Source organism: Bacilli bacterium (assembly GCA_035326105.1).
GTDB lineage: Bacteria > Bacillota_I > Bacilli_A > RFN20 > CAG-826 > UBA7706.
In genome coordinates this window covers 270,016-282,526 of sequence record DAOKYO010000001.1, presented here as the reverse complement: position 1 = coordinate 282,526, position 12,511 = coordinate 270,016, and the positions used below count along the sequence as shown (strand labels likewise).

The following is a 12,511-nucleotide window of genomic DNA, read 5'->3' as shown; positions in this document are numbered from 1 at the left end:
TAGCATTGTTTGCTTCTTTTAGCGGATAATCTATTATTTTTCGTCGGTTTTTTCTCGTGCTTGGTAAAGTTTATGCAATTCTTCAACCGCAAAATGAATTTTAGTTACAATGTCCGGAGTAATCTGAGGAAAAAGATAGTAGGTATCATCATTGTCGGATATGCTGACAAAATTTCCTTTGTTAGCATAGTTATATTCAATATGAACGGAATAATTATCCGCGACTCGCCGTCTAAATACAAACGGCTCTCCACGAAAATTCCCCGAGAGCACAAAGCCATCTTCGCCATGAGTTAAACGACCCTCGCCAAAACGATAAAAACCGTTGGCGCTGGGTAAACTGTCGATAATAACCGGAATATCAATATAGTATTTTCCTTCAATTATCTCTTGACGAACCATCTCTCGTTCCCACTCATACCAGTCCGGTATATGGGTGAAAGTATTCGCGCCATCGACGGCAAGAAGTTCGCCATATTCGCTCATAATATATTCTTTGTGGCAATGGTTACACCATAGCCGATCATGATCGCTTTCCATCATAAATTCTGCCCCACAGGTTGGACATCTATAAAGCACATGCTCGAGTCCTTCCGCCCGATGAGGATCAGTGATAGAAATCTTATTTGCTTTTTGATAAGCAAAATCGTCATAGAAAAAGGCTTCCTTAAGTTTGGCATTAATCTCATCAACACTCATTTTTTCAATTTGCTCTAACGAGAAAAGTCCCGTCATGGTAGCTTCTGTTTTTAGTTTGCGTTTATGACTTTGATTCCAAAGTGGTTGGCGAAGATGGTTGCCATTTGTTATTAATGTTACAACTGGCATTTTGAGCATTTTAATCATCTTTCCTAAAGATTCTGGAAGTATCGCCGTGGTCCCAACTAAGGAGTAACGAGCTTCCGGATAAATTGTGCAGTTAACACCTAACTTTTTTAATGAATAAGCAATATGACGAACAAGAACAATATCATTAACAAACTTTCGCTTGCCGAAGCATCCTACCCTGCGCATTAACTTTTCCAAACCAATAAAGCCATCGATGGCAACGACATAAGTTGACGGATGGGGAAAAATCGCTTTAGTCAACACTTTAAAATCAAAAAAACTGTTGTGATTTCCTAGTATTAAATAAGGAGACTTAAATTGTTCCATATTTACTTTATGAATTTTCTTAACAATATGAAGGGCTTCAGGCAAGGCCAATAACCATTCAACCGGCAAAAGATACCATGGACAACGGCGGGGATGGCTCATCAAATCAAAGTGAGGAACCACCTTTACTTGCGATGGTGTCGCATAAACAATATCCGTTTTTTTCATAAATTTAATTTTATATTTCTTTCGCTAATATATTACTCTATTTTGACATATAGGCAAGAGTGTATAAATCGTTTGTTTTTAGAATTCGTTTTTTGTATTGATTTCATTAAATTAGAGGTTTCTGTCTTGAATGAGTAAAAACCAATCTAATTATTTAGTTATTTATCTTTACCTTTCAACCTCATGCAAAAAACGATATCTTTTTGTCGTTATTGAGCCTTTTTTCTACCAAAAAATATAATATCTATGATATTATTATAGTCGCGAGTGTGTAAAACCATTCACACACGAAATATTTCAGGAGGAATAAAAATGGCAGAAAAGAAGTATGTTTACCATTTTCAAGATGCTTATGGCTTAGGCAAAGAGCTTCTTGGTGGTAAGGGTGCCGGCTTGGCTGAAATGACCCATATTGGGGTTCCGATTCCGCAAGGATTCACAATTACAACCGATGCCTGCACGCTCTATTACGAAAGTGGAAAGAAATTACCACAATTCATCATTGACCAAGTGTTTGCCGCTGTCAAAGATGTCGAAAAGGAAACCGGCAAAAATTTTGGCGGTGACCATAATCCTTTACTAGTTTCCGTTCGTTCCGGTGCTCGGGTTTCGATGCCTGGTATGATGGACACAATTCTTAATCTTGGCTTAAACGACGTTACCGCCGCCGCCCTTGCGCGCGAAACGGGAAATGAAAGATTTGCTCTCGATTGCTATCGGCGGTTTATTTTGATGTTCACCAATATTGCTAAAGGACATCCAAGAACCGAGATGGACAAAATGCTTGAAAAACTCAAGGAAGAAAAAGGTTACAAACTTGATACCGAAGTTACTTCCGAAGAGTTAAAGGTATTAGTCAAAAAGTATAAAGAATATTACAAGGGTATTTTTGGTGAGGAATTCCCTTCCGATCCAAAAGTTCAACTTACCGAAGCTGTTACCGCCGTCTTCCGGAGCTGGGATAACCCCAGAGCCAACGTTTATCGGAAGATGAACAACATTCCTTACGACTGGGGAACCGCTGTCAATGTTCAATCCATGGCCTTTGGTAACAAGGGTGAAACTTCTGGTACCGGTGTTGCTTTCTCTCGTTCACCATCGACTGGTGAAAAGAAGATTTATGCCGAGTATCTTCCAAACGCTCAGGGAGAAGACGTTGTTGCCGGTATTCGGACTCCGTTACACATTGAAGAACTTCAAAAGAGAATGCCGAAAGTATATGAAGAATTCATCAAGGTTATCACCACGATGGAAGGTCATTACAAGGACATGCAAGACATGGAGTTCACCGTTGAAGAAGGAAAACTTTATTTCTTACAAACACGTAATGGCAAACGGACGGCTAATGCCGCTTTAAAAATTGCTTGCGATTTAATTGATGAGGGTCTAATTGATGAAAAGGAAGCCGTGCTTCGGATTGATCCACGGACACTTGACACCTTACTTCACCCTTCATTTGACCCTGCCGAACTCAAAAAATTAACCCCAATCGGTGTTGGCTTACCTGCTTCTCCAGGTGCTGGTTCAGGCAAACTTGCCTTTACCGCCGAAGATGCGGAAAAGCGTCATGCCTTGGGTGAAAAAGTGGTCCTTGTTCGGGCAGAAACTTCACCGGAAGATATCGTCGGTATGACTAGTTCTGAAGCTATTCTTACCATGCGTGGCGGTATGACTTCTCACGCGGCTGTTGTGGCTCGTGGTATGGGCAAGACCTGCGTCGTCGGTTGCTCAGCCGCTGTCATCAATGAAGAGGAAAAAACCTTAACCTTAGGCGGAAAAGTCTATGGTGAAAACGATATTATTTCAGTGGATGGCACTACTGGTAGTGTTTATTCCGGATTAATTAAACTCGTTCCTGCTGATTTAAGCAGTGGCTTCTTCGGCCGGATTATGGGCTATGCCGATAAATATCGGCGGTTAAAAGTTCGGACTAATGCGGACACTCCTCGTGATGCCAAGCAAGCTGTTTTCTTCGGCGCTCAAGGTATCGGCCTTTGCCGGACTGAACATATGTTCTTCGATACCAATCGGATCTTCTTTATGCGGAAGATGATTCTATCGGAAGATGTGAAAGTAAGAGAAGCGGCCTTAAATGAACTTCTTCCTTTCCAACGCGATGACTTCTATCAACTATATATGGCGATGGGTGGACTTAATGTCAATATCCGTCTGCTTGATCCGCCGCTTCATGAATTCCTACCTCAAGAGGAAGAGAAGATTGAAGAATTGGCCAAGGCTCTCAACACCACTGTTAAACACATTAAAGAGCGGATTGAGTACCTCCACGAATTTAACCCCATGATGGGTCATCGTGGATGCCGTCTTGATGTCACCTATCCTGAAATCGGCCGGATGCAAGCAACCGCGATTATTGAAGCGGCCTTACAGGCAAGCAAAGATTTAGGAAAAGATATCGAACCGGAAATTATGATTCCATTAACTTTTGGTATTAAGGAATTCCGTTTCGTTAAGAGTATTATTACCGAAACCGCCGATGCGATTATCGCCAAAGCTGGTAGCAAAATGAAGTATCATGTCGGTACCATGATTGAGATTCCAAGAGCCGCCATTACGGCTGGTTCGCTTGGAAAAGAAGCTGAGTTCTTCAGTTTCGGCACCAACGACTTAACCCAAATGACCTTTGGTTTCAGCCGTGACGATGCCACTAAGTTCCTACCTGACTACTACGCCAATAAGATCCTTGAACAAGATCCATTCGCCACTATCGACCAAGAGGGTGTCGGCCGGTTAGTTAAACTTGCCACTTCTGAAGGTCGGGCTGCCAATCCTGAACTTCACGTTGGTGTCTGCGGTGAACATGGCGGCAATCCTGATTCAGTGGAATTCTTCCACAATGCGGGATTGGACTATGTCTCCTGCTCACCTTTCCGGGTCCCGACTGCTCGTTTATCGGCAGCGCAAGCCGCGATTAAAGAAGAGCGGGCCAAGGCTAGCAAATAGTTCTTTGTTTATTTAAATAAAAAGGTCACTGAGGGAATGATATGTACCCGGTTTCCTGGACAAGTTAACTAGACTATATCATAAGGTAGATATGGATGCTTCCCTAAATAATGAAGGGGGCATCCATTTTGTTTTGGACTGAATCTTTTCGTTGTTGTAATAAAATATATATTCATCTACTACTTTTTCGAATTTTTTGAATAATTTGAACTCCTTCTCATGTCCATAAAACATTCCAATTTTCATATGAGCAAAGAAGGCACTTGCCTTAGCAATTTGCTTTTCCAGACATTGATTGAACAGTCCCCTTGTCTTTTAGGCGTTTCGAATGATCTTCCATTTAATACTGCCCGCCCATATCGCTATGAAAGATCGGGCCTTCAAGTTTTGGATGCTTGGCAAACGCTTCATCCAGCATTCTCGTTGTTTGTTAATAATTTGCAAATAGAGATAAATCGAAACCGATCAGTTCATCGGTGAACATATCAACGATCGGAGATAAATAGCATTTTCCAAACAGACAGTTATTTTGTAATTAGTCCAATGGTAGAATTTTATAAAAGGAGTCTTTCAATTATAAAAGCCATTGTGAAACGGAACAAATAAATTATTGACTAATCATTTATAAGGCTTAAATATTGCTGTGATAACGTATATTATGAATTTATATATTCTATAACTATATTTACCGGAATAGCATAAGCAATTCCATAAATTATATTTCCAGAATTATCCTTTGTTCTAAAAGTAGTAATGCCGATAAGTTTACCCTTTTCATCCAAAAGAGCACCTCCACTATTACCTTCGTTTATTATCAAATCACTTTGAATAACATTTCTTATGTTTCCATCATAAGTGATATTAACTTGCGGTAAGCTGACAATTCCTTTAGTTATTCCAATACCATGGTTCATACCATTACCAATGGCATACACTATATCTCCAGAGTTTATTTTAGAGCTATCTCCAATAATAATTTTTCTATTTTTCGCATTCGAAATCGAATCTAATTTAAGAATTGAAATGTCTCGAATAAGATCGTATTTGATTAATGATGCTTTTCTATAATATGTTTCAAAAGAAAAGCGAATTTCAAATGAATCATATTCTCTATATATGCCAGAGTACTTATAACTTACCATATGAGCATTTGAAACCAGCATCCCTGCTTCTTCAATGAATACAGCAGTACCATAGGCAACAATGTTATCTTCTGTCTGCACTTTCAGTTCAACAACAGAGTATTGAGATTCTTTGAATACTTCATTCGGACTTGGTGTTTTAGGAATAAAAGCATTCACAATTACAAAGATTCCTACAAACAAAAAAAGCAATAAGTTTATTGCTTGAAAAATCCATGGTTTTAAATTGCTTTTTTTCATTTAAATCAATACGATGCCTTTAGTCCATTCTTCAAGTGGGGTTGGCACAGCCTCAAAATCTTCACATCTTTCAACAATCATTGACCATATGCCAACATTATTAGAATCCCAATCATCCCTAATGCACCATTGAATTTTGAAAAAATAAGCAAAATCACTTGAAATAGCAGTATAGAACATTTCAAAAATCTTGATGACTTTTCCATTTTCAATTGGCCCTGTTGATCCAAGACCGCGAGCGGCTGTTGAGACATGCTCTCCAATATAGTATTCAAATAAATCATCAATCTGACTATCTAAATATGAAACTTCATCTTTGACAACTGGTGCGAACAAATCTTTGAGTTTCTCTTTTTCATCAGATTCTATGTAGTCTAGTATCTTCAAAAAATTCTCCCGTGCAACATGTGAATCGCTATCAAAAATGAAACAACCCGTTACCGATAAACTAGTAACAACTATCAAGGGGATTAATAATAATTTTTTTCTCATTTCAACATCTCCTGAAATCTACTTAAAACGTGAATGAAAAGACTTGAGATGATGAGTTGTATGTCCATCTCCTTGATTCGTCTACCCACTGCTTTTTAAACTCGTTTCTAAGATTATTGTCAATGGTTGAACTGTATCCTTTAGTAATAAATTTTGCTTCAAATGTTGCTTCTAACTGAGAATGGCTTACATACAGGTAACCTGGATCAAATCCAGTGATCCACCATTGCTTTTGCCTGTTGCAATCGTTAGGAAAATATGTCTTAGGATTCCAATCAATGATCGTAGTCGGTGTAGATGAAGTGTATTTTTTATATTTAAGTTTTAATGTCATATCTATCGCTAAGTTTTTATCAACATACCAAATCTCAGACTTTCCTAGTCTTCGGTAGATTCCTAACTCTGCTCCAGCTCCTAACGACCAGTAATCACCTTTCCATGCCCATAAAACATAGTCTTCATAGCCATCCTTATTTTCATCATAGAAAGGGCTTTTACTTGGTAACATACTAGAACCTAGTTTGAATACAAAGTCATACAAATCGTTATATCCACCCATTGATTGCCATGCATCAAAGTCAGCATGGTAATCTCCATATGTATCTTTATACATTGATAAAACTTTGGCTCCATTTTCCAGCCCAATAATATTAACCACTATATTAACAGCACAGCGGAAGCCTAATACAATAACATTGACAATCGCATCCGCAATCCCTTTGAGCCAGTCCCAAAATCCAACTTGGTTAATCAACCCCATCTTCAAGAAAGTCTGAAAGCCACAAAACTTGTTCTTCGTTTGCAAACAATACATCCACTTCATCCGCTTCATTAAAGGTAACAATACCTTCAACGGTTTCTATTAATTCGATACTTTCATTTTGAGTTTTAATATTAAGAATTAATTTACTTTGTGATTCAATGAATTGAATTGAGTAATCAATATCAACATACTCATTATTGTCAGCATTAACTAAATTTATTTCCTCAAATATAGAGGAACTGTAGGATTTTACTGCAATCAGTTCAAACCCATCCTCATTTTCCAAAAACACATGAGAATCAAATTCGTCAAACAATCCTTCATTGTTTATAATCTTTTCTCCATAAACCACAGTTCTAACTTCTTGATTTAGGTCATCTTCAGACGGGCATGACGCATACCCCAAGGTAGTTTCAAGTATCAAGATACCAAAAATAAGCTTCATCAAACCTCGGTTTTTTTCATAGTAATGTTTCCTTCATTATTATTTACAATATAACTTTATATTCATTTTTAATCAAGAACGCTTTAAAAGAATCTAAAAAAATAGAAATCACATCTTAGAATATGATCCTAGTCATCTATTTTTCTTTAAAAAAGATTATATAGATTCAATAGACTTACCATTTAATCATCAACCTCACTGTTCAATGCAAATAAATGGTGTTCTCCACCAGACGCATAAACATAATCAAGTTTGATTTTTTTGTGTATTTCATGAAAATACCACTTCTCTGGTTGTCCGGGATTGGGGATACACTTCATTCCCGTAGTGACCTTTTTTATTGGATTGTCGTCTACATAATTAACTTATCTATGGTTTTACCATCAAACACTAAATCACGACGCGCATTAATTTCTCCGGCGTGAACATCACCAAGGAAAATATCTATTTCATCTTGGATATAGCCGACATTTTTCCCTTTTAAATAGATGTAACCCTCATCATCAATGGTTGCAACAAGTTTGCCCAGCATGTATATGCCGCCTTCATGGTCAACATATCCAACTAAGTTTTTATCGACGTAAACGTTGTGGCCGCGAAAATCTTGGGGCATTTTTATTTTCCTTTCTATAAAAAATAGGCCAATTTATGGCCTATTAGTCTTTCTTCTGATATTTTTTTGCGTAGCCGGGTTTATGAACCTGACGTGCGCGGGCAATGCTTAATTCATCCTCGATTACCGGTTCGTTAATTGTCGAACCCGCGGCCGTGATGGATCGATTGCCAACTTCAATTGGAGCAACAAGAATAGTTCCTGAACCCAAGAAGACATCCCTGCCGACTTCGGTATGAAATTTGTTTTTCCCATCGTAGTTAGCCGTTATTGTCCCACATCCGACGTTGGAATTTTCTCCGATTGATGCGTCGCCAAGATAACTGAGATGCGCTGCTTTGACTCCGTCATGAATTACCGCATTCTTTAACTCAACAAAGTTACCGATGCGCGTGTGGGAGCCAATCTGCGTATGAGACCTAATTTTACTGAACGGGCCGACCTCATTCTTGTTTACCATTGAAGTATCCGTAATATAGGAAGAGACAATGCTATTGCCTTCCCCAATCGTTACATTTTCGAGGTAAGTTGAGGGTCCGATCCTATTAACTGGCCCGATGGTCGAATAGCCGAGTATCGTCGTATTGGGCCGGATAATCGTATCCTGCCCAACGGTAACATTGGGCCCAATATAAGTATTATCCGGGTCTTCAATGGTGACACCGTTTAACATCAGTTTACGATTTATTCTCAATTTCATCACTTTAGCCGCTTCTGCTAATTGAACCCGATCATTAATTCCCAGCATCTCTTTTTGATCTTCCAGGATTGAAGCTCCGATGACATAACCTTTCTTACGAAAAAGAGTCAATACATCGCCTAAATACAATTCTCCCTGCGCATTATCCGCGGTTAAATTGTCTAATTCTTGGAAAAGTTTGCGGTTATCAAAGGCATAAACCCCGGTGTTGACTTCCCGAATTTTCCGTTGCTCATCGCTCGCATCTCTTTGTTCGACAATACCTTCCACGAGATTTTTTTCGTTGCGGATAATTCTTCCATAACCAAAAGGATTGTCCACTACGCAGGTCATAACCGTTGCATCATGGCCCTTCTTCTCAAAATCCTGTATGAGATTTTCCAAGGTGGCGGTAGTAAGTAATGGTGTATCTCCGCATAAAACTAAGGTGACACCATCTTCATCCTTAAGAAAGGGTGAGGCTTGCAAAACAGCATGTCCGGTTCCTTTTTGTTCTTTTTGCCAGACAATGCCGGTTAGATCTTCCACGATGGTTTTGGTGGCTTCGCCTCCATAACCGACGATCGTATATATTTTTCCATTGACCAAGGGCCGAACGGCGTTTACCACATAGCGAACCAGCGGCACTCCAAGAATGGGATAAGATACTTTTGAATGCTCCGGATCTATGGACTTCATTCGTGTGCCTTTACCGGCTGCCAAAATAACGGCATTGATTTTCATAAAAGGTTTCCTCCGTGTCTACATTATAGACGAAATAATATTAATAATTTATTTTTTTAGACCTTTGGTGGCCGTCAAAATGACAAGATGCCCCTGCTTTTCCATTTTCGCCGCCACATGGCTTAAAAGATGGTGATTATCGCTCAAAGCATAAACAACGGAACCGGAGCCGCTCATCATAACTTTGTCTAGTCCCATTGCCTTCAATTCGTTTTTAATATCTTTCACAACCGGCAAAAGACGAAATGCCGGCTTTTCTAAAGCGTTAAAGAGGTTGGCGGAAAGAAGTTCATCATCACCTTTGGTTAGGGCTAGAAGTATGTTATCCGGTTTTGAGTGCACAGGCTCTTCGTTATCGTAAGCGCTAAAAACCTCTTTGGTCGACAATCCCGCTTCCGGTTTAACGATTAATACATCATAACGCTTAGCGACCTTTATCGGGGTCACCTCTTCGCCGATGCCTTCAACATAGGCCGGTTGCTCGAAAAGAAAAAAGGGTATATCAGCTCCAAGTTTCTTGGCTAAATCAACCAGTTCTTCCACCGGGCGATGAAGCTTCAACATATTTGAAACTCCCAGAATAACCGCCGCCGCGTCGCTGGAACCGCCGCCAAGTCCGGCCGACATCGGAATGGACTTATGAATTTTTATTCTGAATTTAGCTTTAAAATGATACTTATCGCGCATTGCCTTCAAAGCTCTGGCCGCTAAATTATACTCGCTGACACTCAAAGAAAAATCATCGCAGGTAATTAAATCATCGTTATTCGCCGGTATTTGAATAATTTCCAATGAGTCGTGCAACTCCAAAGGCAACATAACCGATTCTAAGTCATGATATCCATCGTCTCGTTTGTTGATTACGTCCAAATATACATTGATTTTGGCCGGGGCCTTGACAATCATTATTAGTTCCTCTTCTAAGTAGATATTTTATATCAAGTAGTTATCCCATTCAATTTATAATTCACGAATGGTGTTGAATAGTTTTTCCCATTGTAGTGGGGTAATAGCTTCCGGTCGCAATTGCAAGTCAAGGCCGTTTTCTATAAGAACATTTTTAGTCTTATTTTCATCATGGAGATACCCATAAAGATTATTATAAATAGTTTTACGGCGATTATTAAATAATTGTTTTAAAAACCGAAAAAAGTCCTGAAGGTATTTTCTTTCCCTGCTTTGGGAAAAGGAATATGAAAATACGGCTGAGCCGACATGTGGTTGCGGAAAGAATTTGTTCGGCCCAACTTTGAAGACTCTTTTCCCTTCGCCGAATAAGGCAATCATAATCGGCAACGGGCCATAGTCTTTACTTTTAACCGGAGCCAGCAGTCGATCGATAACTTCACTTTGAATCATTACTGTGAAACTTTTAAGCGCCGGCCCCGCTTTCATCAGTTCTTCCAAAATCGGGGTCGTAATATAGTAAGGTAAATTGCCGATAATTTTTGTCGGTTGAGCCAATAAGGAAAAATCATAGCGTAAAATATTCATCGTACTGACTTTAACACGCGCATCTTTCTCATAGGTGGAAGCCAAATAATTGGCCGTCGTGCGATCAATTTCTACCAGTTCCACCCGTCTTACGGGACTGTTTACCAAATAATGAGTCAAAGCTCCCAGTCCCGGGCCAATTTCAAGTATATTGTCCTGCGGAGTGAGACACAATTGTTCAACTATATCCTTTGCCACCTCTTCATCAATAAGAAAGTTTTGCCCGTAGCGCTTTAATGGCCGGATCATTAATGTAGACAGAAGATTAATTACTGTTTCTTTTTTAGCTACTTTCATATATTGCTTTCCTCAACCATTTTCTTTAATTCATCATATGTAATTCCCAACGAATTAAGCCGATAAAGAAAGGTTTTTCCGTTTGGTACCCCAAGATGAAATATCTTAGAAATATTATCGCGCTTAATCTTTGCTTCCCTTTCACCTATGAGGCCTAAAGAAATGAGCTGGCTGCTGGTTAAAGTCCCACGCTTTGTCGCTTTTGAAGGCACAATATTTCTCAATGCTTCCTGAACTGCCTGGCGATTACTTTCGGCAATTCCCAACTTGTGCCTGCCAATACATTGTTGACGCTCAACATAGACATGAGATACCCCGGGAATAGCATTTTCAATAATGCTCCTAATTCTTAATCCCGGAGCATCGGGATCGGTCATAACAATTATTTTTTTCAGTTTTGAAGCCACTTTTAAGTACTCTATAGTTTCACGTGAAACTTCGCTCCCATTGGTGATTACAAATTCACTTTTAATAAAATTCTGCAAAAAATTAACATCCGTGGTGCCTTCCACCACAAAGATGGAGTTCTCGTAGTTATCCATTTTGTTTCACATGAAACAGATTTGCTACATTGTTCATTACTATCTGTTTTACTTCCTCATCGCTCAAATTCCGTAGCTGAGCTATTTCCCTAACGATTAATGGGATATTTTTTGATTCGTTGATTGTGCCTCTCAACGGGTGAGGCGCTAAATATGGGGCATCGGTTTCTACCAGTAAAGATCCGCTGGGTATACCCGCGGCAACTTCTTTGGGTTCATGGGCATTTTTAAAGGTTACCGGCCCTGCGAACGATATATCCATTCCTAGTTTAATAAACTCTTTTGCCATTTCTAAAGATCCGGAGTAACAGTGCATCACGCCTTTAAATAACGGAGGATGTGCTTTTAAAATAGTTAAAGTTTTTGCGCTCGCATCCCGACTGTGAACACAAATCGGCAGTTTTAACTCATTAGCCAATTCAATCTGCCGAATAAATATTTCCTCTTGCCGCTGATGAATATTCTGATCTTTAGTCCAATGAAAATCCAGTCCAATCTCCCCGATGGCTATGACTTTATGATTTTCCCTTTGCATTTGCCTTATCTTGTCCCAAATATCATCCGAATAAGAATCGATGTTTTCCGGATGTAGCCCAATAATGGCATAAACTTCGCTATACCTATTGGATAATTCAATCGCTCGAATAGAACTCTTTAAATCCCATCCCACAACAAAAATAAGCCCTACCCCCGCTTGACGGGCGTTATTCAAATATTCTTCTTCCTTATTAATAAAGGCTTCATCGTTAAGATGGCAATGAGTATCGATGTACATT

Annotated in this window: 12 protein-coding genes; 1 reads left to right on the top strand and 11 read right to left on the bottom strand. The window is 39.3% G+C overall.

What is annotated here, in order from left to right:
• Positions 1-33: 33 nt before the first annotated feature.
• Positions 34-1,323, bottom strand: a complete 1,290-nt coding sequence (locus tag PKC96_01355) for a hypothetical protein (protein HML99972.1) — start codon at positions 1,321-1,323, stop codon at positions 34-36.
• Positions 1,324-1,635: 312 nt separating this feature from the next.
• Between PKC96_01355 and ppdK the strand changes: the two genes are divergently transcribed.
• Complete coding sequence (gene ppdK / locus PKC96_01350) at positions 1,636-4,284, top strand: pyruvate, phosphate dikinase (protein HML99971.1); 2,649 nt, start codon at positions 1,636-1,638, stop codon at positions 4,282-4,284.
• Between the two features lie 656 nt (positions 4,285-4,940).
• Here the strand turns inward: ppdK and PKC96_01345 are convergent.
• The 10 genes from PKC96_01345 to PKC96_01300 form a co-directional block, all read right to left on the bottom strand.
• Positions 4,941-5,666 (bottom strand): trypsin-like peptidase domain-containing protein, encoded by a 726-nt coding sequence (locus tag PKC96_01345; GenBank protein ID HML99970.1) that lies wholly within the window; start codon positions 5,664-5,666, stop codon positions 4,941-4,943.
• Positions 5,667-6,158, bottom strand: coding sequence for a DUF5104 domain-containing protein (locus tag PKC96_01340; GenBank protein HML99969.1), 492 nt, complete (start codon positions 6,156-6,158; stop codon positions 5,667-5,669).
• 22 nt (positions 6,159-6,180) lie between these two features.
• On the bottom strand, positions 6,181-6,912 hold the full coding sequence (locus PKC96_01335; protein HML99968.1) for a DUF4474 domain-containing protein: 732 nt from the start codon (positions 6,910-6,912) through the stop codon (positions 6,181-6,183).
• Complete coding sequence (locus PKC96_01330; protein ID HML99967.1) at positions 6,905-7,366, bottom strand: hypothetical protein; 462 nt, start codon at positions 7,364-7,366, stop codon at positions 6,905-6,907. The genes PKC96_01335 and PKC96_01330 overlap by 8 nt, the downstream gene beginning before the upstream one ends.
• 352 nt (positions 7,367-7,718) lie before the next feature.
• Positions 7,719-7,979: a hypothetical protein gene (locus PKC96_01325; GenBank protein HML99966.1), complete on the bottom strand. Its 261-nt coding sequence runs from the start codon at positions 7,977-7,979 to the stop codon at positions 7,719-7,721.
• Between the two features lie 43 nt (positions 7,980-8,022).
• Entirely contained in the window at positions 8,023-9,402 is a 1,380-nt protein-coding gene (gene glmU / locus PKC96_01320; protein HML99965.1) for a bifunctional UDP-N-acetylglucosamine diphosphorylase/glucosamine-1-phosphate N-acetyltransferase GlmU, read from the bottom strand.
• 48 nt (positions 9,403-9,450) lie between these two features.
• A complete protein-coding gene (ispE, locus tag PKC96_01315; protein HML99964.1) occupies positions 9,451-10,308 on the bottom strand; it encodes a 4-(cytidine 5'-diphospho)-2-C-methyl-D-erythritol kinase in 858 nt (285 codons plus the stop codon).
• A 54-nt stretch (positions 10,309-10,362) separates the two neighbouring features.
• Entirely contained in the window at positions 10,363-11,193 is an 831-nt protein-coding gene (rsmA, locus tag PKC96_01310) for a 16S rRNA (adenine(1518)-N(6)/adenine(1519)-N(6))-dimethyltransferase RsmA (protein HML99963.1), read from the bottom strand.
• A complete protein-coding gene (gene rnmV / locus PKC96_01305; protein ID HML99962.1) occupies positions 11,190-11,735 on the bottom strand; it encodes a ribonuclease M5 in 546 nt (181 codons plus the stop codon). Before rnmV ends, rsmA begins: the two co-directional genes overlap by 4 nt.
• Positions 11,728-12,510 carry a TatD family hydrolase gene (locus tag PKC96_01300; GenBank protein HML99961.1) on the bottom strand — a complete coding sequence of 261 codons (783 nt, stop codon included), beginning with the start codon at positions 12,508-12,510 and terminating at the stop codon, positions 11,728-11,730. The genes rnmV and PKC96_01300 overlap by 8 nt, the downstream gene beginning before the upstream one ends.
• Between the last annotated feature and the right edge of the window lies 1 nt (position 12,511).

Excerpts from the sequence above, each read along its gene's own strand:
- PKC96_01355 (HML99972.1), bottom strand. The coding sequence starts at position 1,323 with ATGAAAAAAACGGATATTGTTTATGCGACACCATCGCAAGTAAAGGTG.
- ppdK (HML99971.1), top strand. The coding sequence starts at position 1,636 with ATGGCAGAAAAGAAGTATGTTTACCATTTTCAAGATGCTTATGGCTTA.
- PKC96_01345 (HML99970.1), bottom strand. The coding sequence starts at position 5,666 with ATGAAAAAAAGCAATTTAAAACCATGGATTTTTCAAGCAATAAACTTA.
- PKC96_01340 (HML99969.1), bottom strand. The coding sequence starts at position 6,158 with ATGAGAAAAAAATTATTATTAATCCCCTTGATAGTTGTTACTAGTTTA.
- PKC96_01330 (HML99967.1), bottom strand. The coding sequence starts at position 7,366 with ATGAAGCTTATTTTTGGTATCTTGATACTTGAAACTACCTTGGGGTAT.
- PKC96_01325 (HML99966.1), bottom strand. The coding sequence starts at position 7,979 with ATGCCCCAAGATTTTCGCGGCCACAACGTTTACGTCGATAAAAACTTA.
- glmU (HML99965.1), bottom strand. The coding sequence starts at position 9,402 with ATGAAAATCAATGCCGTTATTTTGGCAGCCGGTAAAGGCACACGAATG.
- ispE (HML99964.1), bottom strand. The coding sequence starts at position 10,308 with ATGATTGTCAAGGCCCCGGCCAAAATCAATGTATATTTGGACGTAATC.
- rsmA (HML99963.1), bottom strand. The coding sequence starts at position 11,193 with ATGAAAGTAGCTAAAAAAGAAACAGTAATTAATCTTCTGTCTACATTA.
- rnmV (HML99962.1), bottom strand. The coding sequence starts at position 11,735 with ATGGATAACTACGAGAACTCCATCTTTGTGGTGGAAGGCACCACGGAT.
- PKC96_01300 (HML99961.1), bottom strand. The coding sequence starts at position 12,510 with ATGTACATCGATACTCATTGCCATCTTAACGATGAAGCCTTTATTAAT.